Here is a 25,867-nt window from a genome sequence, read left to right on the forward strand (position 1 = left end):
AGGCAGACAGCATAAGGGTTATTCTCCGAACAATTAAGTGCAATGAAATCAGCAGACGATGAATATTATGCATCCGGTGTTACGCCGTCTTGACCTTAACCTGTTGCTGGCCCTGGATGCTATCTTCCGTCATGGCTCGGTCCGGCGGGCAGCGGCAGAACTTGCAGTCAGTAACTCGGCACTCAGCCATGCCCTTTCGCGGTTACGGGAAGCCCTGAATGATCCGTTGTTTTACCGGGAAGGGCAGCGGATGGTACCCAGCGTATATGCCATGCGACTGGCTCCGGCAATTGCCCCGCTACTTGCAGAACTGAATAACCAGCTGGCCCCTCAGGCTGAGTTTGAACCACTGACCAGTCAGGAGTGCTTCACCATAGGAATTACGGATTACACGGCATCCAGTGTTTTTCCGCAACTGATGAACTCCCTGCAGCAGAAAGGGCCGGGACTGAGTTTCGACTTACGCTATTTATCCTCTTCGCTGGCATTAAATGAATTACTGGCCGGTGAAATCGACCTGGCGCTTGGCTTCAGTGTACCTGATGGGGCTGCTCATCCCGATGTACAGGAAATAGACTGGCTACAGGATGAGTATGTGGTGATCAGTCGTTTGCAACGTGATTCACTGACACTGAATGAGTATCTGTCAGCCCGCCATCTGGTGGTAACCCCGTGGAACGAACGGCAGAGTGTGCTTGACCGGCAATTAGCCCGACTGGGGCACCAGCGACAGATAGCCATAAAAACACCATCGATGTTAAGTGGTCCCTGGATAGTGGCAGAAAGCGAGTTACTGATGGCTATCCCGCGTCGTGCGGCAGAACGGTTCCTGCACTCGGCGGGGATAAGGATCTTTCCACTGCCGTTTTATGCGCCTCCCTTTACAGTGAAAATTTTATCTCACCAGCGCAGTGGTAAAAAGAACGCTACTGACTGGCTGAAACGTTTGTTATGCGCCATGGAAAAGTCCTGAACACTGGCCTGAGGTCACGATAACCGGCGGCGGTTAGCGGAACAGTATATGTCTGCGGGCAGGATTCCCGCAGACCCGGGATAACTACCCCCGGACTTTTACTGTTCTGCGGGTTGACAGAAAATAGCTCACCACCAGACAGACCAGAATAATCCAGGGGATCAGGGATACCAGCAAAGAGTGGCTGCCACTCAGTGTTTGCAGGTTATTAATCACTAATACAATCGTGGCGGCCATGCAGATAAATGACAACACAGGTGCCCATAAGATGGTGAAAGGATGATGGTTGCTGCGGATACGGCGGAAAAATAAAACGACCGCAGCGCTGACACCTAACTGAAGTATCAGAATACATAAGGTGGCAATTGCAGAGCCAACGGCAAAAATCTGTAGCATCGGGTCAAAACCGGTACTGCCGATACCCGCCAGCAGCATTAGCATAATCACACTGTGTAAATGACTGGCATTGTGCGGAGTCCCGTTATCCGGATGGGTTTTACAGAGTTCTTTCCAGATAAGTCCGTCCCGGCTGATATTAAACAGATAGCGTGAAATATTATTGTGAAATGCCAGGGTGGCGGCAAACAGACTGGTTATCAGCAGTACCGACATAATTTCAACAGCCAGGTTACCGACATACTGACGGGTAATATTAAACACAAAATTACCCGGGTCTTTACTGGCGATAGCCACAATCTGGTCGAATCCATAAGCCTGAATCAGCGCCCAGCTGGTAAAACAAAAGAAACCGGTGATCAATAACAGGGCACAGAGAGTTGCCCGTGGCACGGTTTTTTCCGGATTCCTGCATTCTTCGGCATAAATTGCTGTCGACTCGAATCCAATAAAACTGGCGATAGTGAAAATAAAAGCGATCCCCAGATTACCGTGTAAAAATACGGCAGGTTCAAAAGACTGGTAACTGAAGGGGGTTGTTTTTTTGACCAGCAGACAAATATCTGTCAGTAATACAATACCTGCTTCTGCCAGCATTAATACCCCAAGGATTTTACCGCCGATTTCGACCCGCTTTATACTCAGCATCCAGACGATAATGATAAAAATCATACTCAGTAGCCACCAGGGGATATCGGTATTTAAATGCTGTTCCAGAAAGAGTTGTGTGAAATATCCCAGCATTGCCACAACCGCAATCTGCACCGAGATATAGGCTATCAGCGCCAGTACTGAGGCGGGTGCTCCCCAGTTTTTTCCGAGCCCGGTAGAAATGTAGGTATAGAATGCCCCTGAGTTTTTTATATGGCGGCTCATGGTGACAAAGCCGACAGAAAATAACATCAGGATGATGCATGAAAAAATATAAAATACCGGAATCCCGCCACCGTTACCGGCAATAATTGCAACGGGCAATCCGCCCACCACCCCGGTGAGGGGGGATGCGGCAGCGATAACAAAAAAAACCAGGGAAAATAAACCTAACGTATTTTTACGCAGGCCGGAATTATGGTTCATCGCTTATACCTCTGTCCGGGGAGAAATAACCCGCGCCGTGAAACTGAGCTGAGACGCGGAATATTTCTGCATCATTTATCAGCGATAGTGTCAGCGTATAGAATAAATCGGACAGACTGACAGTGCATGGCTGCACTGATTCGGTGATCAATGAAAACGTAAACGGTGCGTATATGCCTGGCCGCTAATTTTCCGCTGATAATCTCCCGGAGTTGTGCTGACCGACTTTTTAAACTCCCGCAGAAAATGTGACTGGTCACTGAACCCTAAATCACAGGCAAGCTCACTGAATGATAAGCTCTGTCGGGCATGAATACTGTTTAATGCCGACTGACAGCGTAAGATATTACAAAAAGCTTTAGGGGATAGCCCCGTATCCTGGCGGAACTGGCGTTGAATTGTCCGGCAGGTGTAACCGGTCAGGATTTCCAGCTGGTCAATACGCAGGTTACCTTTATATTGGCCTATCACTTGCAACAGTTGCGCTGTCAGGGGCGATGATTTACGCACCAGTCGCGTGGCGAAAAAGGCATTAAATAAAGCGATTTTGCGGCTGAAACCACAGGCCTGAGTAATAAGTTCACAAGCCTGCTGTACGCCCGGCACCACATCCGTAAAACTGAATTCACGGTCCGGAATATCCGTGGCATCAATATCCAGAAAATCAGGAATAATACCTGCCGTAAACCGTACCCCGAAATAAGGGTGCCGGTGTTTCATATTTGCACTGCGGGCCTGCAGAGTCGTACCACAGACTCTGCCTCCGGGGTTGTCAGGATCACAATCAAAAACAATGTCCACACATCCGTCCGGGATCGCCAGGGTGAATTCGGCACCCGAGGCAAGATCAAAACTGTAAAAGTGGGATATTGCCGGATCAGCTGATCCCTGCAGTGTGTAGTGCCCGGCGGCATTCAGTACAAACCATGGCTGCTCAGGCTGAAAACGGCCATGGATATTGACATTATTGTATTGCATCAGAACCCCTGCCTGTGACAGTCAAAAAAATAAATAAAGCAATTCCTGTGCCACAGCATTTATTCACCGTGTCGCAAATATTCAATACAGCCGGCAGGCTGGCAGGTTATTTCTGTCTGTATTACCGGACAACAGGATAACCGATCACTATTTGGTCTGTTGCCGTGTCTGTATTGATTGTTTGTGAACAGGCTGCCGGCCGGGAGAAAAAAATGACTGATTCAACCAGAGTGGATTTTATTTATTTATCCGAGCAGGACATGATCCGTGCCGGAGTAACAGATATGGCAGCCTGTGTTGACACTATGGAAGAGATGTTCGGGTTGTTATACCACGGTGATTATCGCATGGCAGGGCCAAACAATGATTCTCATGGCGCAATGGTAACCTTTCCTGAAAATTCACCTTTCCCCGCGATGCCGAAACCCACAGCAGACCGCCGTATGATGGCAATGCCTGCCTATCTGGGCGGCAACTTTTGTACCTCAGGGGTCAAATGGTACGGTTCAAATATTGCTAATCGCGAAAAAGGCCTGCCGCGCTCTATTCTAATGATGACGCTGAATGATGCTGATACCGGTGCTCCGCTGGCACATATGTCAGCTAATCTGCTATCGGCTTATCGTACCGGGGCTATCCCCGGTGTCGGAGCCAGGTATCTGGCGCGCAAAGACTCAAAAGTGGTTGGTCTGCTGGGGCCCGGCGTGATGGGGAAAACGACCCTGGCAGCGTTTATGGCAGCATGCCCGCAGATTGATACCCTGAAAGTCAAAGGGCGCGGACAACAGAGCCTGGACAGATTTCTGAGCTGGGTCGCCAGTAACTACCCGCAAATTACCACAGTCACAGTGGCGGACACTCTCGAACAGTTGGTCAGGGGCAGTGACATCATCAGCTATTGTAACTCCGGAGAAACCGGAGACCCGTCGTCCTATCCGCTGGTAAAACGGGAGTGGGTAAAAGCGGGTGCGTTTCTGGCTATGCCTGCCCTGTGCAATATCGACCAGGCGATGGAACAGCCGGATGTCCGAAAAGTTCTGGACAATCCTGGCCTGTACAAAGCCTGGGTCGCTGAAGTGCCTGCACCCGCCCATAACACGATCCCGATTATCGGTGTCCGTTTTATGGATATGCTCAGGGAAGGGACACTGACCGCTGATCAGCTTGAAGATATGGGAAAAATCGTTGCCGGTGAAGCCAGAGGCCGTATCAGTGATCAGGAAATTATCATCATGTCTGTCGGCGGAATGCCGGTTGAGGATGTTGCATGGGGAACGGTTGTTTATCGCAATGCCAAAGCAAAAGGCATTGGCGTAACCCTTAACCTTTGGGAAACCCCCGAACTTATTTAATTATCAGGATATCTTATGACGACTGTAACCAGACTTACTACCGGTTCTGAATTTGAAAAAAAAGCCAGTTACTCACGTTTGGTGATGCTGGATAACTGGATCTTCGTTTCAAACACCGCCGGACGGCATCCGGTGACAAGACAAATACCGGAAGATTTACGGCAACAGACTCTGCAGGTGTTTGCCAATATTGAAACTGCGCTGGCAGCGGTGGGCGCCTCACTGCGCGATGTCGTGTGCTCACGGGTCTTTATCCAGCAACCAGCGGATGTTGCTACAGTAATGGCGATTATTGGTGAGAAATTTCACGGGATTAATCCGGCATCGACCGTTACCTGTCCGCCACTCGGTTCTGAGATGTATAAGGTTGAGCTTGAGGTTACGGCATATCGTGGTGCGGGAACAGCGGAAGTGCGGCAAATCACCCTGCCGCACTAAGACAGGAGATAATCTATGGCACCAGTAATCATGCCGGTTAAAACCGCAGAACAGATACCCGATAAATCGACCGTGATCATTATCGGCGGAGGCATTATCGGCCTGACAGCGGCACTGACTCTGGCAGAACGTGGGATACCTGTAGTGGTGCTGGAAAAGGGGGCCATCGCCGCAGAGCAGTCATCGAGAAACCTCGGCTGGATACGCAAAACCAGCAGAGCAAAAGAGGATATTCCCCTTGCACGGGAAGCCGATCGGCTTTGGGCGGGCATGGCGGCCCGTACCGGGCATGATACGGGTTACCGCCAGTCAGGTATCATGTTTGTGGCCCGCAATGATGAACAGATGGCGGCCCATGAACAATGGCACCGCAGTGTTGCCGGTGCCGGGCTTGATACACAGCTGCTTACCTCGTCAGATATTGTCCGGCAGGTGCCAGGCGGAACCACACACTGGGCGGGAGGCATTTATACTCCGTCGGACGGACGGGCAGAACCGACCCTGGCGGCGCCGGCAATTGCCGCAGCCGCGATAGCGAAAGGGGCTGTGATTGTCGAACAGTGTGCGGTACGTAGCCTGGTGACGACTAACGGAAAAGTCAGCGGGGTGATTAGCGAACGGGGAGAGATCCGTTGTGACCAGGTGTTACTGGCGGCAGGAGTCTGGTCTCGCCGCTTTCTGGGAAATTCGGGGATAAATCTGCCGGTCTTGCCGTTAATCTGCTCGGTTATGCGTACCCGGCCGATGGAAGGGCCTGCTGAGATCGCGGTAGGTGCCGCGGACTTTTCATTCCGCAAGCATCATGGCGGCGGTTTTATTATAACCCAGCGAGGCGCACTGGATGCCCCCCTGACATGGGACCATTTACGGCTGGGGATCCGCTATCTGCCGCAACTGCGCCAGGCCCGGGATAACCTGCGGATCGGATTAGGACGACACTTTTTGCAGGATTGGATAATGGCACGGCACTGGCGTAATGACCAGATTACACCCTTTGAACAACAGCGTATCCTTGACCCGCAAGTGAATACCCGGCTGAATAATGAAGCGCTGAAGAATCTGCGTGCCGCATGGCCGGTGTTTGAACAGGCAACAGTGGAGCAGTCGTGGGCTGGCACCATCGATGTAACGCCGGACTCGTCCCCGGTGATTAGTCCTGTCAGCCGTATACCGGGCCTGACACTTGCGACCGGGTTCTCCGGCCACGGGTTTGGTACGTCGCCCGCCGCCGGTCAGCTGGCGGCAGATCTTATCTGCGGCGACAAGCCACTGGTCGATCCTGCACCCTACCGTTTTGAACGGCTGTTATAAACTGCCGGCAGCACAGAAAATCTGTCTGGTACTGAATATGCAGATAAGAAGGGCGGATTTATATTCGCAGAGATTAATGCAGGCAGATAAACGGATAATAACGGAAAGTTATTCCGGGTCTGTATAAAAAAGAAAAATAACACTATCCTCGCGGACCGTTGAATAATTACAGGGGGAGCGGCTCCCCCTGTAACTGCCCGCTGTTATTTTTTTAAGCCTTTAATGGTCAGATAAATACTCACGATCAGACCGAGATAAAAGCCCGCACCGAGATGAATTGTGCGGAACAGGTCCTGTGCCATACCTGAATTTCTGCCAAAAGCATCGTTCATATCGCTCTCCAGCCCTTTAATTTTCATATAAGCGATAATCAGAAATAACAGAATGAAAATTAATGGAAGAGCATTACCAATCTTTGCCGGGATATCTTTAAAGTAGAAAGGATACACCGGGCCGAAAAAACCGATCAGTAATAGCAGGCTGTAAAAGCTGAAGGATGAACCGCCATTCATAAACCCGGACATATCACCACCACTGGCAGTAATTTTCCATAAAGATAATGACAGGTTGCTGCCGAAACCAACATTTACAGTGGCAGTGGAAAGTATAAACCAGCCGATAAATAACAGCGGCAGACAGATAACGTTGATATAACCAATCTTAGCTGCCAGTTTATCGATGGCGGATTTTACTGATAATTTTTGCTCGTTCATATGTAGCCTTTATATTGTGTTAACTGTCCGGAGGTTAGTCAAAAATAACATTATCGGTATTTTTTAAATTATCGTAACATTTATCCAGATATACCTTTGAATCTCTGGCTGATTTTCGCATCATTTCATACTGGTCATCCGCTGATTTTTTATGCTCAGCAAAAATTTTATCAACCAGTTTTTTCTCGAAGTCATAAAATGCCGGTGAATAATCTTCTTTAGCATCCTGCAGATGATATTGCCGGATAAAATCATCTTCCGGCATCCCTTGCAGGCTGTGGAATTCAGCAGAGGTATATAATGAATAAAGGTCAGTACATAATTGCATTTTACTGACCGTGACTGAAGACAATGCCGGAACAGGCAGCAACAGAACAGCGGTAATAAGTAGTTTTTTCAATGTCAGCTGCCTGTCACGGAATAGCTGGAAACTCTGTCATTTTTAAGAGTGACAGTAACCTGTTTGGAGTGCCCCAGCGCGCCGGACCCTGAAGATGCCTGGGAGGCATAACCGGAATAGGCAGAAACCCCCGGGATATAGGCCATAACGGAACTGGTCATGCTGGCCATTTTTCCGGCTTTAGCGACGTCATTAGAAAGTGTGTAAGACAGGGTTTCCTGCCCGTTCACAATATTATCACTGTCCGGATTACCTAGCAGATTTATAACCTGTTGTCTGGTTGTTTTACCGGTTTTAATTTTAGCGGCAATGTCATTGGTTGAGATTGGATCCTGCGTCATCGTATTCATCTGTGCGCAGCCTGCAGTCATCAGTACCAGAACCGAAACAGCAATATACTTCTTCATTAGTCACCCTTAAGTTATTCTTTATAATTTAGCGAGACTGATGATATATAAATATGTAAATTATTTGTATTTTTTATTTCAGGATGATTTTTGGTGTTATGTTGCTGATTTTTATTATCTTTTTTGTCTTATCCTGTTTTTTGTGAATAGGTTTTTTTGTAGCAAAATATTTCATCTGGTTTTTCATCAAAAAATAAGATCATTTTTTCTGATGCATTATTGCGGCGGCAGGGATTTACGATGCTGGTGAAAGAGCTGTCTCTGTCCGCCCGCCTGTCTGGTTATCCTGCTGCGTCAGGGGGAGTGTTATACAGTGACCGGGACTTTGCCAGAGCAAGCCATACAGCAGCCCGTGGTGACGAACTGCTGTATGCAATGGTAGTCATTTCCCGTACTGCTGTTTATCCCGGGCGGCGGGGAGTGGCAGGGAAATCCGGAGGATTATTTTCCTGCCAGCGATGCCAGAAAATCATAGCGTTTTTGTAAGTCATCAGCGGCTTCTTTCCACAACTGTGCGGCAACCTCCGGTTGCTGCCGGTTAAGTCGTTTAAAACGCTGTTCATTACCCAACACATCGGCCAGGGCATCCGTCGGCGGGCGAGAGTCCAGGCTGAGGGCCGGTTTATCTGTGCCATTTCTGCGCGGGTCAAAACGGTACAATGGCCAGAATCCGGTGGCTGTCAGCTGACGCATCTGGTCATGGCTCAGAGCCAGATCATAACCGTGTTCCTCACATGGACTGTAGGCAATGATCAGCGACGGACCCGGATAGGCTTCCGCCTCCTGTATGGCTTTTACGGTCTGATTAAGCTGAGCACCCAGCGAAATCTGTGCCACATAAACGTGTCCGTACATCATTATATTGACCCCCAGGTCTTTACGGGCTTTCCGTTTGCCATTTTCGGCAAACGCTGCCACAGCTCCCAGAGGCGTTGCTTTTGAGGCTTGCCCGCCGGTATTTGAATAACACTGGGTATCAAGCACCAGCACATTGATGTTTTCATCGGTGCTCAGAACATGGTCAAGCCCGCCATAACCGATATCATAGGCCCAGCCATCGCCGCCGATCAGCCAGACTGACTTATCGACCAGAGCATCAGCATCACGACTGAGTTCTGCTGCCTGTGGCAGTGCTTCTGACTCAAGGACCCGGCGTAATGCTTCAATCTGCTGACGTTTCTGTGAGGGTTCCGCCGGTTGCTGTAATTCAGCGAACAGGGATGGAGGGATCAGGCTGCGGCAGCTATCAAGTAACCGCAGAATACGGTTTTTACGCTGGCGGGTGGTCAGACGGAAGCCCAGCCCGAATTCAGCATTATCTTCGAACAGGGAGTTAGCCCAGGCCGGCCCGCGGCCTTCACGGTCGGTAGTATAAGGCGTAGATGGCAGGTTCCCCCCGTAAATAGAAGAACAACCGGTAGCATTGGCAATCAATAACCGGTCGCCCCAAAGCTGGGTCAGCAGTTTAATATAAGGTGTTTCTCCGCAGCCGGAGCAGGCCCCTGAATATTCCATCAGTGGAGTCAGCAGTTGCGAAGTCCGTATATCGATCCGTTCCAGCTGTTCACTGCGCATCTCTGGTAACTGCAGGAAGAAATCAAAGTTAACTTTTTCTTCGTCCACATGCTCAAGGTGTGAAAGCATATTGATTGCTTTTATTTCCGGTTGCTGCCGATCGCTGGCCGGGCAGACTTCAACACATAAATTACAGCCGGTGCAGTCTTCCGGTGCCACCTGCAGGACATATTTTTTCCCGCGCATATCCCGTGACCTGACCTCCAGAGATTGCAGAGATGACGGGGCATCACTCATCGCATCAGGGTCGACGACTTTCGCGCGGATGGCAGCATGAGGACAGGCAGCAACGCAATGATTGCACTGGGTACAGAGGTCTGCTTTCCAGACCGGGATCTCACTGGCAATATTACGTTTTTCCCAGCGGGTGGTGCCGACGGGCCAGCTGCCATCCGGCGGCAGAGCAGACACGGGTAATTTATCGCCAAGCCCTGCCAGCATAGCGGCGGTGACTGTTTTCACGAAATCGGGTGCGGCATCGGATACCACTGGCGGACGTGGCCTGCTGTCACGGGTCACCGGCTGCAAAGGGACAGGATGCAAAGATTCACGAGCGACAGCCAGTGCCTGCCAGTTCCTTTCTGCCAGCTCATCGCCTTTGCTGCGGTAACTGCGTTCAACGGCCTGCTCCAGCGCCTGGCATGCCTGTGACAACGGAATAACCTGCGTCAGACTGAAAAACGCCATCTGCATTACCGTATTAATTCTGGTACCCAGCCCGCACTCCCTGGCTATTTTTGTCGCATTAATCGTAAACAGCTTTGCCCTGCGTTCATTAAGTGCGGCCTGTACTTCCCGGGGTAATGTTGCCCACACATTTTCCGGTGAATGGGGGGTATTTAACAGAAAAATACCGCCTGGCTTCAGCTGCTCTGCCATCTGATATTTATCCAGGAATTGTGGCTGATGGCAGCCGACAAAATCCGCCTGTTTTATCAGGTAAGCAGAACGGACAGGGTGGTCGCTGACCCGCAGGTGTGAAACTGTCAGTCCCCCGGCTTTTTTGGAATCATAGACAAAATAGCCCTGGGCAAAACTGTCGGTCTTTTCACCAATGATCCGGATATTATTTTTGGTTGCAGAAACACTGCCGTCGCTGCCCAGACCGTAGAACAATGCTTCCATTCTTGCCAGGGAAGGCGGACAGTCATCACCTAATGGCAGGGACAGGTGGGTAACATCATCATAGATACCGACGGTGAAGCGGGGTTTCGGTATCTCCTTTGCCAGCTCAGCAAAGACAGCGAGGGCACATTGCGGATCAAACTCTTTGGAAGATAACCCGTAACGGCCGCCGGAAATACGTGGCAGGTGTGATCTTTCTCCGCTGCTGACTGCCCCTGCCACGGCACTGATCACATCGAGGCAAAGGGGTTCGGCCGGAGCTCCGGGCTCTTTAGTCCGGTCAAGAACGGCGATATTGCGCACACTGAGGGGTAATTTCTCCAGCAACCGGGCTGGTGAGAAAGGCCGGTATAAACGGACTTTCAGAACACCGACCTTTTCACCACGGCTGAGTAACAGATCAGTCACTTCTTCACAGGTTCCTGCAGCAGATCCCATAATAATAATTACCCGCTCAGCCTGCGGGTGACCATAATAATCGAAAGGGGCATATTGCCGGCCGGTCAGGGCCGCAAATTGTTGCATAGTATCTTCAACGTGCTGGTCGACGGCGTTGTACCACACATTGGTAGCCTCGCGAGACTGAAAATAGGTATCCGGGTTGGCTGAGGTACCGCGGATCACCGGTCGCTCAGGGGTAAGGCCGCGGGAGCGATGGTCATCAATCGCCTGTTGTGGCAGCATAGCCAGGATAGTTTCATCGCTGAGTGGCTCAATTTTATTCAGCTCATGAGAGGTTCTGAAGCCATCGAAAAAATGGATAAACGGGACACGACTTTTCAGGGTCGCCGCATGGGAAATAACAGCAAAGTCCTGAGCTTCCTGCACACTGCCTGCACATAACATCGCACAGCCCGTTTGCCTGACAGCCATAACATCGGAGTGATCGCCGAAAATAGACAACGCATGGGTTGCCACGGTCCTTGCCGCCACATGCAGTACAAAAGGCATCAGCTGTCCCCCCAGTTTATACAGGGTGGGGATCATCAGTAATAACCCCTGTGATGAGGTAAAAGAAGTGGCCAGACCACCGGTTTGCAGTGCGCCGTGCACTACAGCTATCGCACCGGCTTCTGATTGCATTTCGATAACCGTGGGGACATCTCCCCACAGGTTACGCTTTCCTTTACCGGACCAGGCATCTGCCTGTTCGGCCATCGCAGAACTGGGAGTAATCGGGTAGATCCCGATAATTTCGCTGCACTTAAATGCGACCTCAGCCACCGCGCTGTTACCGTCTGTTGTTATCATTGCTCACCCGGAATAATGGATTATTGTTTTCAGGATGTTACATCGCTGTAATTAATCCATGTTTTCAATAGTGCTATTCGTCCCGTCCGTGATTCTGCCGGGCCGGGAGAGAGGGAAATTAAAAAACTAAAGCGGTGTTTTTTCCTGTGATATCAGCGGATACACTCTATCAGAGTCATCACGGTTATCCTGATGGTCACCGTTCCCGGCGATACAGCTGGCCTGGCTGCCCAGTGTAGCGCCGTAAACAGCACTGTTATTGAGATAGATCGTCAATCTGACAAAAATTGTTGCGGATTAATGGCTTTGCTGAGAAACGGGAAGGGAGGTGGTTTACAGTGTGGCGTTTATTGACAGTTGAAGACAACCGGAGGTCTTACCTGAATGATATTCCACGGATATATCTCCGGCCCGTTCCCCCGGGTCACAACAGCCCCTGTATTGATCCTCTGCGGGGCTGCGTCGCCAGCCAGGCCCGGTTTCCCCTACAGGTTATTTCGTCGGGCTGACACTCACTGTGGCGGGGAAAGAAATCCGGTGTCCGGAGGGGCCGCAGGGTTATTTTTTTGAATGTGTAATTAAAAACGTATTTATTTTTTCTATGACCACATCATCATGAAATTTGCTGACACTTGATTTTATATCACTGGTCGTTTTTTTAAATTCTCCGTTTATAACTGCTTGCATTTTTGATGCCAGGTGTTCAGCATTCCCCATGCTATATAACATCCCATTTTCGTTATCTGTAATGATCTCATCCGGACCACATCTGCAGTCACTCGCAATACACATTATTCCCATTGCCATAGCTTCTAAAAGAACAAGAGGGAACCCTTCAAATTTAGAGGGAAGTATCAATGAGTCTGCGAATTTAATCTCATTTAAAATATAACCCCATGGGTCTCCCTGCCAGCCATGCCAGGTGATTTTTTCCCATACACCAATCTTTCGGGAATACTGCTGGCATAACTCTCTGTCATCTCCGTCACCTATTATATGGATATGGAAATTCCCGTTTATTATAGATGCAGCATCAAGTAACTCTTTTATTACTTTCTGGTCATTAAATTGTAATCGCCCTACGTAGATAAATTCAGGTACCTGATGGTTTTTTTCTATACACTCAGCTCTTGGTGTTACCGGATTGTATACAGTAGTTACTTTTTCTTTATTTATACCAATGGCAACCAATTGTTTCTTTATTCCATCGCAAATTGCAAGATGAAAGTCAGCAAGCGTTAAGTATTTTTTCTTATAGGCAATTTCTGGCGGTGTATGCATCCATGATATTATTTTTACCTTTGCATGTTTTATTGAGAATAAACTTGCATACTTCGATATAAAACATGCAAGCGGGCAGATTGATACAATTATATCCGGATTGTATTTTATAATTTCTCGGGATAATTTATATGCGTTAACTAATCTCTGTATTTTTTTATTTCCGGAGTTATTTTTTATTATAATAAAATTCTGTCCATCCAGCCAGTCTGTATTTTTTATGCCAGTTCCGGAATCATCGAAAAGTGCGAATTTAACTATATGTCCTTTTTTTTGATGAAGGATACTCGCTATCCGGGAAACTACGATTTCCAGTCCGCCTCTTCCACTAGGTAGTTCGTGGGTTATCAGTATTTTTTTCATTTGAGTACCTTGTTTGTGACTGAAGTTGACTTTCTGTAGATTAGGACTTTTATCTTATCCAGGCGATTTATCTGTCACCATAAGAAGACGTAACAGGTATGATGGTAAATACCGGTAAAATCAACAGGCGGCGAAAGACGGTGTAACCTTAAGTCTGTAAAAGCAACGTTCTGAATTCATATCTTAGCCTGGCGGCAGGTATATTAAACCATCGGGAAATTATAACACACGGAAAGGATATTAGCATATCAATCGCGGTCAGTGTCAAGGCCGTTGCATCAGGATATAATTTATGCTGCCTGTTTTTCCCGGGCCGGATTAGGAATAATCACCCTTTAAGTATCAGTCTCCTGTTCAGCGGCAAGTATATATTTTTTTGTGCCTGAGGATAGCCTTTATCCCATGCATAAGAAGATTTATTTCTTTGCCATGATGCCGTTCTGCTGGCGAGACATAGATATTCCCCTGTAACAACGTTCTTCGTTATATCACCGGCTAAATTTATCCACCCTGACTTATGTTTCTTCCAGAGTCTTAAAACCTGATAACGTCGATGCGGGTATATATTTTAAGGAAAAAATCTGTAGGTTCAATCTGTCATTCCGGGTTCTGCGACAGATTTCCATGGTCAGTGACATCTGTCTGAGAATCGCGGGCCGGTATTGCCCCGTGACTTGTTCTTTATGCCGGTATGACAGTAACCAGTTTACGCCAGAGCATTGAACTGGTTACGCTAATACCGGATACTGAGCACAGGCTTAACGGTAGAAAATGAGGTTATTATGTCAGCAATTGAACAGTTATCTTTTTATCAACAAAAACTGGCCTATGAAACGGATTCATGGGATCTGTATCTGGCTTTAAAAGAGAATACAAATGTTGTTGTCGTTGACGGACGCAGTAAAGATGCTTATCAGAGAGAGCATATTCCCGGAGCAATCAATCAGCCGCATAAAGAAATCTGTTTTAACAACACAGAACACCTGGATAAAACCAAAATATATATTTGCTATTGTGATGGCATTGGTTGCAACGCTTCGACCAAAACAGCGATGAAACTGATGACGCTCGGTTTTCAGGTAAAAGAATTATTAGGTGGGCTGGACTGGTGGAAACGGGATGGTTATTCCACTGACGGTACTGAGGGAAAAGAAGGAACCCCTGTTTCCTGCGGTTGCTGAGTAACCAGAAATAAACTCGCCCCGTGTGACCTGAGTAAGCGCGCGGGGATATTTATTTGAATAACCTACTGATAAATATTTTATAATTGACTCCGGCTATTATCATCACCGGGTGAATTAATACTGTGTCCATATTCCCCGGCGAGGCACTATTTTCTGCCAGAAGCTGAAGACGATTTGGACAGGGAGCCAATGGTCAATAACGACAGAAAATTCGTTCCCGGACTCGGCCAGATAAATAAAGAAGCGATAACACCATTAATCCCTTAAGCCGAAGGTCCCTGTTATAGTTTTTTCTTCTTTAATATTCTTCATATCATGACGGGCATCTCTTTTCAGTCAAATTATAAGCCGGTTAATATTGCATCAGTTACCCCCTGGCGCTGACAAGGAAAAGCCAATGGATCGTCAATACAACAATGGACTGACCGCGGACCGGCTTTCAGCCACAGTGCAATCCCTGTTTACGGCGGAAGCACCGGCCACAATCACTGAGGCAGCGCGTGTGCTTATCGCTGGCCCGCAGGCATATTGCTGGCAGCATGCTGTTAACACCCTGTACCGGGCTACAACAGAGGGCAGACAGAGTAATCTCGTGCCGGAGGATTTCCTGTCATCCTGTGAGGTGGCGTAATGGGAAACCGTTCGAACTGTTATGCCCGGGGAACCGCACTGGAAGGTGATAAAACCACCACCGGTGCTGTGTGTATTGCCTCCATGTCCGATGATACTGAACACGGACGCAGGGTGGTTCGTGTCGGGGACAAAACCACCCCCTGTCCTGTATGCGGTGAGGCAGGGGTTATCGTCTCCGGTGAACCCCGTGATACCAATAATGGAAAAATAGCAGCGGTGGATGGTTCAGTTGTGCGCTGTGCCTGCCCGTCAGGGTCTAACCGGATTATCGCGCCGGCAGGACAATGGGTTGGCAGAGGCCCGGATCCTTCTGTTGCAGCCCTTGCGGCACTGGTTGCTGAACGTCAGGCCGCAGCAGAAGAAAGAACTAAACAACGGGCGGAAGAACGTGACCGCAATCGTGTGTTTGCCAAATCCTGCCTGCGGGGTGAAGGTTGTAATGATGCCGGGGAAGAGCAGGAACCCCATACTCATTTTGCGGCGATGGCATTTTATCAGGCCGTTCCCCCTGCTGATCCAGCTTCTGATACTGATGTTCCCCAACATGCTCAGACCGCCAGGAAAAACAAACCTGCTGAAGATATTCCACAGCCGAAAAAGCGAAGCGCCCTGTATAAATGGTGGTTCGGTAATTATGAAGAAGTGGAATACCAGCGGGCAACAGCCGCAGCGACAAGTGCTGCTAATGTTCAGACGGCTGTTGAAGGAGCCAGTGTTCTTACCCTGATTGGTGGAAATGCCATTACATCAGGAACGTGGGCGGTAAAACTGGGTGAGTTAGCAAGCGGAGCAGGAAGAATAGCGGCCAGCGGCCCCGGTGCTCCCATCGCGGCAGTCGTGTTGGGAATGATGCCCGGCAGGCTCAATGATGGCGAACAGGACTTTATTGACCGGATGCGTCTGGAACAGATGCGTGAAGCACCGACGCGTGTGCGTTATACGTGGGAACAGGATGATAAAGGCAATCCGGTTCCTCATGGCTGGCATACGCCACCGGGTAAAGACAGGGTGCGTGTGCGCAAAATGGAGTGGGACAGCAGCCGGAAAGCGTATACGTTCACCACAGAGGAAGATCCGCGTATCACCATTATCTGGACGCCCGACAGTTCAGGTGTCAATGTTCCTTCAAATACGGGCAACCGGCACCCGGTAAGGATACCTAATCCGGTAGTTGTTGATCCGCTGCCGGAAAATACCCGCATCGAGGCGACAACCACTCCGGCACCGGAGGAGAAGAGTTTTGCGGATTATATTCTTATTCTGCCAGTGTCGGATATTCCGCCGATTTATGTTTATCTACGAAACAATCCCGGCCAGGTAACGGGTAAAGGGCAGAAAGTTAGTGGTATTTGGTTGTCTGATGCTAACACGGGGAATGGTTCCCCGGTTCCTGGTCAGATAGCAGATAAACTACGAGGGCGAACCTTTGGAAATTTTGACCAGTTCCGTAAAGCGTTTTGGTTCGAGGTTTCAAAAGATCCTGAACTCTCAAGCCAGTTCCGGGGGAGTAACAAAATTCATATACGCAATGGGAACTCTCCTTTCACACGAGAACAGGATCGTGCTGGAGGAAGAGAACGCTATGAGATACATCATATTATTCTAATAAGTAAAGGTGGGGAAGTTTATAATGTCGATAATATGAGCATAACTTCACCTAAGCTGCATATCGATATTCATTCAACGAGGCAGAGTAAATAATATGGGCGATAAAAAATCATTACCTGATTATACAGAAAGCGAATTTTTAGATTTAGTTCGTAAAATTTATAATGCTGAAGGGCCAACAGAAAAGGATGATAATCGCCGGGTCAGGGAGTTCAGGCGACTTGTTGAACATCCATCAGCCTCCGACCTTATCTTTTACCCAGAGGATGGGAAAGATGATAGCCCCGAAGGTGTTGTTCAGGAAGTTAAAGAATGGCGTCAAGTGAATGGTAAACCGGGCTTTAAGGGTTAGCTTCTGGTCGCATAAATGAGACTGTATCTGCGTCTAAGGGCCGTGTCCACATTACGTGGGTAAGATCAATCTTCATTAAGGATAATATATGGCAACTGGTCATTTTTTACGTATAGGTGACAAGACAACATGTGGCGGAACCATACTTTCAGGCTCCCCAAATCACAGCTTTGGAGGGATTGCGACTGCGAGAAATGGTGATTCTGTATCATGTGGTAAAAATGGGAAAACTTATCATATAGCGGGTGGCATTCCCACTTACACAATTCACGGAGTTTCAGCAGCAGGTACTTTGCATAGTTGTAGTACTTGCCCCTGTAACGCAAGTTTCATTTCTTCATTCCCAAATGCTTCCTATTGGGTCGAGGAAAATAAAGCAGCTAAGGCTACTACTGTAGTTGCCGCTGCCCCTGCTCCTTTGGTAGCTCCCGGACCAGCTAAAGTAGAAGAACCTATACAACATGCTCAGACAGCTAAAAAGCCTCATCAAGAGAAACGTGAACCAGTAGATGCTGGTTTTTGTGTCCTGCCTTATGGTGCTGAAACGGGAGCTTATGAAAGATTCTTATTTGAAGGTAGTTCACCAGCAGGGACAAAAGAACTTTATCGTTCTTTGAATGGAGATAGTAAGGAATATAAAGCAGGTTCTATCATGCTTCTTGTTGATCCAGAGAAACAAGACAGTGATCAGATCGCTCATATGCAAGCAGCCAAACAACGCATTGATAAAGCGTTAGAGCCTCTTACTCATAAAGAAGCTAACTTTCTGCATACCCACTATGCAACTATAGCTAACTTCTCTAGCATCGCTGATAAAGGAATTGGCCTTGCTGCTGATCCAGTAGGAAAGTATTTCGAGAACATAGAAAGGATTCTCAAAGAAATTCAAGAAACATATAAAAACACCTATATGACAAGAGGTGCTTTGATTGGTGAGCAGTTCTATGTAAAACGTGCTCAACTATTTAAGGAACTTGATCGAGAATTAAAAATAGGCTTCTTTAATAAAGCTATGAAATTTGGTGAATACACTAAAATAAAAAATGCTCTTGGTCTGTCTACTAGTTCTATTACTCATAAATGGAATGAAACAGGGATCAAGGATATTGAAGGTTATGCAACTCACTTAGAACGATCCGTTAAATATGTTAAAGCAATGCGATACACTGGTTATGTGGGAATAGGTTTTAGTGCCCTTCACTCAATTAATGAAATAAATGAGGCTTGTTCTGTTGGTCGAGAAGCTGAATGTACGCAGAAAAAATATACTGAAATAAGTAGCTTTGTTGGTGGTACTGGTGGAGGTATCATTGCAGGTGGTATAGCTGTTCCACTATGTATAGCTATTGGTGTTGGAACTGCTGGCGTAGGTGGTTTAGCATGTGCTGTTATAGCAGGTGGCACATTAGGTTACGTAGGGGGTGAGGCTGGCGGCTGGGGTGGAGAAAAAGTAGGAAGTACTATTTATAATGTTATCGAAGGTTCGAAATGAAATCGATAGACATGCTCATATTATGCTTAGCTGCAACATTTGTAGCTTCGCTAGCATTTTATCTTATCTATGGTAAATTTACAGAACGTAAATTCGATCTCATTGCTGATAAGTTCAAAAAACAGTTTGGGTATATGCCTTTTTCTATGACTGCTGGTAAAGGTGGTAGTTTTTTCTTTTGGGGGTATAAGGAATCTTTTCTTATGAGTGCTCTTATCTTCCCTAAGTTCCCAGCAACAAAAAGGACACTGAAAGAAGAAGAAATTTCATTCTTTAAAAATCTAAAGACTAATGAGATCTCTTGGTTCTATATAAAATACACAGCTTTGATTATAGGCTTGATAAGTTTTATTAGCTTATTGATCATCCTTAAAATGCAATCGAATTAACTAAAAAGTAGCTCTTATGATAAAGGGCTATTTTGCTTTCCAGCCAGATTTTTAAGTGGAAAAAAATATCTGGAAGGCACGGTAAGGTAATCCCCCCATTTTAACGGAGGTGATAAGTAGAATCAGGTCATACGTTGAATATGCTGCATCGGCGTGAAGCCATTCAGTGCCATATTCGGTCGTTCGTGATTATAAAACCATTGCCACTGCGTGGTATAGTTCTGCAATTCATCCAGTGATGTAAATAAGTGTTGCCCCAGCCAGTCATAACGCACTGTCCGGTTATATCGCTCAATATAAGCATTCTGTTGAGGTTTACCAGGCTGAATAAAACGCAGAATTATATTCTGCTGGGTAGTGTTCAAAATTCTGTGTCATTTCAGTAAACTAATCTAAAAAAAGAGATGACACATGACCAGGCCCACCTTAGACATTGAAGCCGCCCCCTCAGTGTCAGCATAGTTGTCACCCCCTCTGAAAAATCAATCTGAGGGCATGGAGTGACAGACGCTGCAGATGAAACTGCACGAACTGAATATCACGCCGTCTCACAGCCGTCCGCGGGTCAGTAACGATAATGCGTATGCAGAATCACTGTTCCGGACGCTGAAGTATGTGCCGCAGTGGCCGTCATCGGGGTTCAGAACACTGTCGGATGCCCGTCAGTGGGTGGAAAAATTTACCCGGTGGTATAACGAAACACACCGTCACAGCGGAATACGCTATGTGACGCCGGCAGAACGACATCGCGGAGAAGACCACAGGCTCCTGAAACAACGGGATGAACTGTACCGTCAGGCACAGAAAATACATCCTGAACGGTGGTCAGGTAAAACGAGAAACTGGCAGCCGGAAGGTCCGGTAACGTTGAACCCGGAACGGGAAAAACAGGCGGCTTAAATTAACCGGGGGTGACAACTACCTTGACACTTACCGGGCCCGCATATTTACCCGCAAAAGGGTATCGTTTTGGTGGGGGAGTGGCTTAACAGAGATAACCGATTGCCAGAAAGCAAAAAACCAGACGCCCGTAGACATCTGGTTTCTTTAATATGGCTCCTCTGACTGGACTCGAACCAGTGACATACGGATTAACAGTCCGCCGTTCTACCGACTGAACTACAGAGGAATTGTCGTGAAGACGGGGCGAATGATAGGGGGGAATATTGTCTGTGTCAATACGGATAAACACTTTGTCTTTCAAGTGACTAACTTTAAATCACTCTGGTGATAAATCATCCGTAAACTGTGGGTGAGTTAACGGGCCGCTGTGCGGGGAGAGGGCATTGCTATCGCAGGATGCTGACTGACGTATTTTGCAAAACAAACAACAAAAAAGTTACCTGAATCATCGATATACTGGCGGATATACGCCTGTTTACCCGCTCCCGCTTCAGGAAACTGATTAACGTAATGAAAAAAATTTGTCCCCTGGCCCGTCGCCATTTCTTATTATCCGGCCTGGCGTTATGTCTTCCGGCACTGGCCAGAGAAGAATTCGCGAATCTGGTTTTTACACCACAGAATCCGGTACGCAGCCAGTCTGCGATTGCCAGTGTCACCACGTCCCGTCAGCCGGCAGAGTTACATTCCCGTAAGCTGGTGATGATTGACCCGGGACACGGAGGAAAAGACCCCGGTGCAATAGGTGAAAAAGGTGAAGAAGAGAAACACGTGGTGCTGGAGATTGCCCATAATCTGCAGCGGTTATTCGCCCGTCATCGACGTATTGAAGTACGGCTGACACGTGAAGATGATCACTTTATTCCGCTCTACGAACGGGTGAATATTGCCCACCAGCATAATGCGGATATGTTTTTGTCCATACATGCCGACGGTTTTACCAGCCCGCAGGCCCACGGGGCGTCGGTATATGCCTTGTCGACCCGTGGGGCCAGCAGCACAATGGCCCGCTATCTGTCACAGCGGGAAAATGCGGCAGATGATTATGCGGATATTAATGTACAGACCAGAGACTCCCAGTTACAGCGGGTATTTTTCGATTTGGTACAAAACCAGAATATAAAAAACAGTCTGGATTTATGTCGTCATATGATTGGTCATATCCGCAGCGTCCATACGATGCACAGTTATCATCCGGAGCAGGCCGCTTTTGTGGTACTTAAATCCCCGTCCATACCTTCGGTTCTGATAGAAACTTCGTTTATTACCAACCCGCAGGAGGAGCATTTACTCGGTACCCCGCAGTTCCGTATGAATATAGCGCGGGCAATTGCCGGGGGAATAGAAAGCTATTTTTCCGCCTGACCTTTTACTGAATTTCAGACAATCAGATCCGATATTGTGCTTTGATTAAGCTGAATATGCCGGATATATTCAGTGCTTAAAACAGCAAAATCCTGTGAAATAGCCGGTGACGGGGCTGTTACCCTGCGTTGAGCAATAAAACAACTGCCGGTTATCCTGAATAAGGTCACCGGTTTTTCTAAAAACAACAACGGAGTAAATATGGGCAGGTTTCAGGGGAAACGAATACTTATTACTGGCGGTACCAGCGGTATGGGCCTGGCGGGTGCTCTGCGCATTATCAGTGAAGGTGGTCAGGTGGCTGTCACCGGGCTGAGTGCAGAACGGCTGGAAAACGCCCGTAACCTTCTGCCAGCAGACTCACTTGTCCTCAGCAGCGATGCCGGCAGCGAAGCTGATATCAGCGAACTGCAGACAGCCATTAGCGGATGGGGGATGCTTGACGGCTTATGGCTGAATGCGGGTTTTGCTGAAGTAAGTGTGCCTGAAGCGGTGACAGCCGAGGCCTTCAGCCGCATGATGAATGTTAACGTTCGCGGACCGATGTTGCAGCTTGCTGTGTTATCTGACTTACTTAACCCCGCAGCCTCTGTCCTGGTCACTTCATCGTCTTCTGTCTATGAAGGCGCAGCGATGACCAGTCTTTATGCTGCCACAAAGGGAGCGGTTATCGCGATGGCTAAAAGCTGGGCATCTGCGCTGGCCGAACGGCATATCCGGGTTAATACCCTGATACCGGGCCCGATAGAAACCAACTTCAGACATTTTATGCCGCAAGAATCGCGTCAGCAGTTTGAAGACTTTGTGGTTAGTCAGGTCCCCCTGGGCAGGGCTGGTACCGCAGAAGAGGCCGCAGCGGTAGCGCTTTTTCTGCTTTCCGATGATGCATCCTACGTCACGGGCAGCCAGTACGCGGTGGATGGCGGGCTGATTCATTATTAAATTTTTATAATTTCTGCCAGCCACAGGGCAATATCCGACAGCCTGCATTACCTGTCAGCCGGACGGGGCGCGGCTGTTCATTTTGTTGCCGGTTACGCCAGTCATTTTATCCCGGGCCGTCCGGCAGTTCCGCAGCCTGTATTCGCAGGGTCTGCAATTATCCGCAGAAAGTCAGTTAATATTATGCGTTTTTTTTATATTAGCTTAGCTAAAAAATTAATTTCACTCATTAAAGCGCAGTGAATAAGATGCCCCTTATCAGCCGAAACTCTCACGGTAGCAGACAAGAGGCAATTATGGGGATTCAGTTTACCGGAATGATCGGACATCGCCTGGCATCGGAAATTATTCCGGCACAGGGTCCGCTGTTTGATAAAAAATATATTACCAGCTTTGCACAAGCTCACGAACAGGCAGGCTTTGACCGTATCCTGGTGGGGTACTGGTCCGATCAGCCTGACGGCTTCCTGGTCACCGCTCTGGCCGGCAGCCAGACATCACGGATCAAATTTTTGCTGGCACACCGGCCGGGATTTGTTTCTCCCACCCTGGCAGCCCGTAAACTGGCGACGCTTGACCATTTACTGGACGGTCGGCTGGCAGTGCATATTATCAGTGGCGGCAGTGACTATGAACAGCGGCGTGACGGGGACTACCTGACGAAAGTACAGCGCTATGCCCGTACGGATGAATTCCTTAGGGTTCTGCAACAGACGCTGACGCAGCAGCAACCGTGGGATCATCACGGTGATTTTTACCGGACTGAGGCAGCATTTTCGGCAATAAAACCCCGGCAGGACCATTTACCGATCTATTTCGGCGGATCATCACCGGAAGCTATTGAGGTGGCAGGTAAACATGCTGATGTTTTTGCTTTATGGGGTGAACCACTGGCCGGTGCAGCCCGCACGGTAGAGGCGGTACGAGCCAGTGCTGCCCGCCACGGGAGGAAAACCGGCTTTAGTATTTCGTTCCGGCCAGTCATCGGTGCCACAGAAGCCGAAGCCAGAGAAAAAGCAGCCCATATCTATCAGACGGCGAAAAAACAGCTGACGGAGTCAGGCCATCATTTCGGGTTGCCAAAACCTCAGAGTACCGGGGCTAAACGGTTAATGGATGCCGCGAAACAGGGCGAGTGGCTGGATAAGTGCCTGTGGACCGGTATCGCGGGGCTGGTTTCCGGAGGATATAACTCTACGGCACTGGTGGGCACCGCTGATCAGGTATCAGATGCTCTGCTGGAATACTACCGGCTGGGTATCGATAATATGCTGATCCGTGGCTTCGATCCGCTGAACGATGCGACAGAATACGGCAAGCAGCTGATCCCTCTGACCCGCGAAAAAGCGGCCGCAGAGCCTGTACTGTCGGAGAGTGTCTGATGAAAACAAGGACCCGCCTTGCGATTATGCTATTGGCATTGGCCGCGCCACTAGTACAGGCAGCCGATAACGTCACCCTGCGGCTTGGTGATGTCAAAGGTGACCGGCTGGTCGCGCTTAAAGCCTCCGGTGAACTGGAAAATCTGCCTTATCATTTGCAAGTCAGTTCATTTGATTCCGGGGCTCCTGTACAGGAAGCACTGAACGCCGGGGCTCTGGATGTGGGTTTTACCGGTGATTTACCCTTCCTCTATGTTTATGCTGCCGGAGCACCGGTAAAGGCTGTCGGTGCCTGGCAAAACAATCCGGACAGTATCGCACTGTTATCCCGTCCCGGCAGCGGTATTGATTCGCTGGCAGCATTGAAAGGTAAGCGTATTGCTGTCAATCGTGGTGGCTGGGGACATTATCTGGTGCTGGGATTACTGAAACGGGCGGGACTGAAACCTTCCGATGTTACTCTGCGTTTCCTTGGCCCTGCTGACGGACGGGCGGCACTTTCTTCCGGTTCGGTGGATGCCTGGGCCCCCTGGGAACCTTATCTCTCTTCTGCGCTAATCCTTGATCATGCGCAGCGGGTACCGGATGGCGGGGGAAAAGGCATTATGAGCGGCTATTCATTTGTTCTGGCCCGCGAAGATGCTATTCACAGTGATAAACGTGCTGCCATCTCTGATTTACTGACACGGCTGGCCCGCGCACAGCGCTGGGCGCTTTTACACCCACAGCAATTTTCTGCTGCCCTGGCGACAGAGTTGCATATGCCGCGTAGCGTGACAGAAGCCTGGACAGACAGTGCCAGAGTGACCCCGGTAGTATTTACGTCGCGGGTGCAACAGGCCCTGCAACATTCTGCTGATGTGTTTTTTCAGGAAAAAGTCCTGCCACGGCATGTCGATGTCAGTAATGCCTTCGACTACAGCCTGGCGACTGCGGCCAATAATATTGCGGCCACCCCCCTCACCCCCGTCAAGGAACAGCCATGAAACAGATCACTCCGGCGCTACTGCTACTGGCGATAAGTGTGACAACCACTGCAAATGCGGAAAAGATAACCCTGCAAATGGCTGACCAGAAAGGGGGAATGCGGGCGGTACTGGAAGCAGCAGGGAAACTACAGAATCTGCCGTATAACCTGCGCTGGGCTGAATTTCCGGCGGCAGCTCCGCTGGGTGAGGCCCTGAATGCCGGCGCGGTTGATGCGGGGTTTATCGGTGATGCCCCGTTATTATTTGCTGAAGCAGGCGGTGCACGGGTGAAAGCGATAGCTGTCGCTAAATCTGATGCTTATGGCACCGCATTACTGGTCAATGCCGGCAGTCCACTGACCTCTGCTGCCAGTTTAAAAGGTAAAAGTATTGCGACTAACCGTGGTTCTATTGGTCAGTTCGTGGCGCTGAAAGCACTGGCTGCGGCAGGGCTTAGTGCCCGCGATGTAACGTTCCGTTTTCTTGACCCGGCTGATGCAAAACTGGCATTGATTCGTGGCTCAGTCGATGTCTGGGCAACCTGGGAGCCGTATACCGCTTTTGCCGAAACTCAGGATCATCTGCGGGTATTGGTTAATGGCCGCGGACTATGGTCGGGTAATACTTTTGTCGTAGCCACAGACAGTGCTCTGGCAAATCCGGAAAAACGACGGGCATTACAGGACTTTTTACACCGTCTGTCTGATGCCCAGCAATGGGCAAATCAGCATCCCGACAGTTACAGCCAGACGCTGTCAAAAATTATTGGCTTCCCACAGGATGCGGTAAAACTGTCGTTTGAACGACGGCATATGGCCTGGCAGCCGATTGATGCACAGACTGTGGCACAGCAACAGCAGACGGCTGATTTTTATCATCAGAGCGGGCTGCTACCCGTGGCTTTGCAGGTCGCTCCCACCTTTGATTATAGTTTCACCCTGAGCGGGCCAGCGGGGGGCAAGGCTCCGGACGCATCCCGTCAGCAGGAGGTTCAATAATGGCAATTTTC

At 48.8% G+C, this 25,867-nt stretch carries 22 protein-coding genes, 1 tRNA gene and 2 pseudogenes; 16 read left to right on the forward strand and 9 right to left on the reverse strand.

Translation table 11 applies throughout. The annotated features are described in order from the left end of the window. The first annotated feature begins 58 nt into the window (after window positions 1-58). Window positions 59-973, forward strand: coding sequence for a LysR family transcriptional regulator (locus tag JK216_RS14110; protein WP_212709058.1), 915 nt, complete (start codon window positions 59-61; stop codon window positions 971-973). An 84-nt stretch (window positions 974-1,057) separates the two neighbouring features. Here JK216_RS14110 and JK216_RS14115 read toward each other — a convergent pair whose 3' ends face one another. Both JK216_RS14115 and JK216_RS14120 read right to left on the reverse strand, forming a co-directional pair. Further along, window positions 1,058-2,446 (reverse strand): APC family permease, encoded by a 1,389-nt coding sequence (locus JK216_RS14115; protein ID WP_212710899.1) that lies wholly within the window; start codon window positions 2,444-2,446, stop codon window positions 1,058-1,060. Between the two features lie 147 nt (window positions 2,447-2,593). After that, window positions 2,594-3,424 carry a helix-turn-helix domain-containing protein gene (locus JK216_RS14120; protein WP_212712088.1) on the reverse strand — a complete coding sequence of 277 codons (831 nt, stop codon included), beginning with the start codon at window positions 3,422-3,424 and terminating at the stop codon, window positions 2,594-2,596. A gap of 212 nt (window positions 3,425-3,636) precedes the next feature. Between JK216_RS14120 and JK216_RS14125 the strand changes: the two genes are divergently transcribed. The 3 genes from JK216_RS14125 to JK216_RS14135 are packed head-to-tail and all read left to right on the forward strand — an operon-like array spanning window position 3,637 to window position 6,525. Further along, entirely contained in the window at window positions 3,637-4,776 is a 1,140-nt protein-coding gene (locus JK216_RS14125) for a tyramine oxidase subunit B (RefSeq protein WP_212710901.1), read from the forward strand. A gap of 15 nt (window positions 4,777-4,791) precedes the next feature. Beyond that, window positions 4,792-5,214: a RidA family protein gene (locus JK216_RS14130; RefSeq protein WP_212709055.1), complete on the forward strand. Its 423-nt coding sequence runs from the start codon at window positions 4,792-4,794 to the stop codon at window positions 5,212-5,214. Between the two features lie 15 nt (window positions 5,215-5,229). Further along, complete coding sequence (locus JK216_RS14135) at window positions 5,230-6,525, forward strand: FAD-binding oxidoreductase (protein WP_212712089.1); 1,296 nt, start codon at window positions 5,230-5,232, stop codon at window positions 6,523-6,525. Window positions 6,526-6,728: 203 nt separating this feature from the next. Here JK216_RS14135 and JK216_RS14140 read toward each other — a convergent pair whose 3' ends face one another. The 5 genes from JK216_RS14140 to JK216_RS14160 all read right to left on the reverse strand — a co-directional run bounded on the left by JK216_RS14140 (window position 6,729) and on the right by JK216_RS14160 (window position 13,640). Then, a complete protein-coding gene (locus tag JK216_RS14140; protein WP_212712090.1) occupies window positions 6,729-7,238 on the reverse strand; it encodes a hypothetical protein in 510 nt (169 codons plus the stop codon). A 34-nt stretch (window positions 7,239-7,272) separates the two neighbouring features. Next, window positions 7,273-7,638: a hypothetical protein gene (locus JK216_RS14145; protein WP_212709052.1), complete on the reverse strand. Its 366-nt coding sequence runs from the start codon at window positions 7,636-7,638 to the stop codon at window positions 7,273-7,275. Window positions 7,639-7,640: 2 nt separating this feature from the next. Continuing rightward, complete coding sequence (bamE, locus tag JK216_RS14150; protein ID WP_212712091.1) at window positions 7,641-8,045, reverse strand: outer membrane protein assembly factor BamE; 405 nt, start codon at window positions 8,043-8,045, stop codon at window positions 7,641-7,643. 441 nt (window positions 8,046-8,486) lie between these two features. Then, window positions 8,487-11,996 (reverse strand): pyruvate:ferredoxin (flavodoxin) oxidoreductase, encoded by a 3,510-nt coding sequence (gene nifJ, locus JK216_RS14155; RefSeq protein ID WP_212709050.1) that lies wholly within the window; start codon window positions 11,994-11,996, stop codon window positions 8,487-8,489. Between the two features lie 558 nt (window positions 11,997-12,554). Then, entirely contained in the window at window positions 12,555-13,640 is a 1,086-nt protein-coding gene (locus tag JK216_RS14160) for a glycosyltransferase (protein WP_212712092.1), read from the reverse strand. Between the two features lie 782 nt (window positions 13,641-14,422). On the opposite strand from JK216_RS14160, the gene JK216_RS14165 reads away from it, so the two are divergent. The 6 genes from JK216_RS14165 (at window position 14,423) to JK216_RS17050 (ending at window position 19,298) form a co-directional block, all read left to right on the forward strand. Beyond that, window positions 14,423-14,821: a rhodanese-like domain-containing protein gene (locus JK216_RS14165; RefSeq protein WP_212712093.1), complete on the forward strand. Its 399-nt coding sequence runs from the start codon at window positions 14,423-14,425 to the stop codon at window positions 14,819-14,821. A 400-nt stretch (window positions 14,822-15,221) separates the two neighbouring features. Continuing rightward, window positions 15,222-15,455 (forward strand): hypothetical protein, encoded by a 234-nt coding sequence (locus tag JK216_RS14170; protein WP_212710903.1) that lies wholly within the window; start codon window positions 15,222-15,224, stop codon window positions 15,453-15,455. After that, window positions 15,455-17,158: an S-type pyocin domain-containing protein gene (locus JK216_RS14175; protein WP_212715384.1), complete on the forward strand. Its 1,704-nt coding sequence runs from the start codon at window positions 15,455-15,457 to the stop codon at window positions 17,156-17,158. Before JK216_RS14170 ends, JK216_RS14175 begins: the two co-directional genes overlap by 1 nt. 1 nt (window position 17,159) lies before the next feature. Continuing rightward, on the forward strand, window positions 17,160-17,417 hold the full coding sequence (locus tag JK216_RS14180; protein ID WP_212709746.1) for a bacteriocin immunity protein: 258 nt from the start codon (window positions 17,160-17,162) through the stop codon (window positions 17,415-17,417). 88 nt (window positions 17,418-17,505) lie between these two features. After that, a complete protein-coding gene (locus JK216_RS14185) occupies window positions 17,506-18,909 on the forward strand; it encodes a PAAR domain-containing protein (RefSeq protein WP_212711861.1) in 1,404 nt (467 codons plus the stop codon). Beyond that, a complete protein-coding gene (locus tag JK216_RS17050) occupies window positions 18,906-19,298 on the forward strand; it encodes a hypothetical protein (protein ID WP_249213207.1) in 393 nt (130 codons plus the stop codon). Before JK216_RS14185 ends, JK216_RS17050 begins: the two co-directional genes overlap by 4 nt. Window positions 19,299-19,420: 122 nt before the next feature. Here JK216_RS17050 and JK216_RS14195 read toward each other — a convergent pair. After that, window positions 19,421-19,651, reverse strand: a pseudogene (locus JK216_RS14195) (transposase); the annotation flags it as partial. A 142-nt stretch (window positions 19,652-19,793) separates the two neighbouring features. On the opposite strand from JK216_RS14195, the pseudogene JK216_RS14200 reads away from it, so the two are divergent. Then, a pseudogene (locus JK216_RS14200) lies at window positions 19,794-20,198 on the forward strand (integrase core domain-containing protein); the annotation flags it as partial. Window positions 20,199-20,351: 153 nt separating this feature from the next. Here JK216_RS14200 and JK216_RS14205 read toward each other — a convergent pair. Further along, window positions 20,352-20,427: transfer RNA gene (locus tag JK216_RS14205), tRNA-Asn, on the reverse strand. Between the two features lie 284 nt (window positions 20,428-20,711). Between JK216_RS14205 and JK216_RS14210 the strand changes: the two genes are divergently transcribed. The 5 genes from JK216_RS14210 (at window position 20,712) to JK216_RS14230 (ending at window position 25,856) form a co-directional block, all read left to right on the forward strand. Next, window positions 20,712-21,566 (forward strand): N-acetylmuramoyl-L-alanine amidase, encoded by an 855-nt coding sequence (locus JK216_RS14210; RefSeq protein WP_212709575.1) that lies wholly within the window; start codon window positions 20,712-20,714, stop codon window positions 21,564-21,566. A gap of 201 nt (window positions 21,567-21,767) precedes the next feature. Continuing rightward, window positions 21,768-22,508: an SDR family oxidoreductase gene (locus tag JK216_RS14215; RefSeq protein WP_212709574.1), complete on the forward strand. Its 741-nt coding sequence runs from the start codon at window positions 21,768-21,770 to the stop codon at window positions 22,506-22,508. Window positions 22,509-22,804: 296 nt separating this feature from the next. Further along, window positions 22,805-23,890, forward strand: a complete 1,086-nt coding sequence (locus tag JK216_RS14220) for an LLM class flavin-dependent oxidoreductase (RefSeq protein ID WP_212711859.1) — start codon at window positions 22,805-22,807, stop codon at window positions 23,888-23,890. Next, window positions 23,890-24,876 carry an ABC transporter substrate-binding protein gene (locus tag JK216_RS14225; protein ID WP_212709572.1) on the forward strand — a complete coding sequence of 329 codons (987 nt, stop codon included), beginning with the start codon at window positions 23,890-23,892 and terminating at the stop codon, window positions 24,874-24,876. The genes JK216_RS14220 and JK216_RS14225 overlap by 1 nt, the downstream gene beginning before the upstream one ends. Next, window positions 24,873-25,856, forward strand: a complete 984-nt coding sequence (locus JK216_RS14230) for an ABC transporter substrate-binding protein (protein WP_212711858.1) — start codon at window positions 24,873-24,875, stop codon at window positions 25,854-25,856. The genes JK216_RS14225 and JK216_RS14230 overlap by 4 nt, the downstream gene beginning before the upstream one ends. Window positions 25,857-25,867 lie beyond the last annotated feature (11 nt).

The sequence above is a fragment of the Tatumella sp. JGM94 genome, assembly GCF_018257595.1.
In the GTDB taxonomy this organism is placed as follows: domain Bacteria; phylum Pseudomonadota; class Gammaproteobacteria; order Enterobacterales; family Enterobacteriaceae; genus Tatumella; species Tatumella punctata.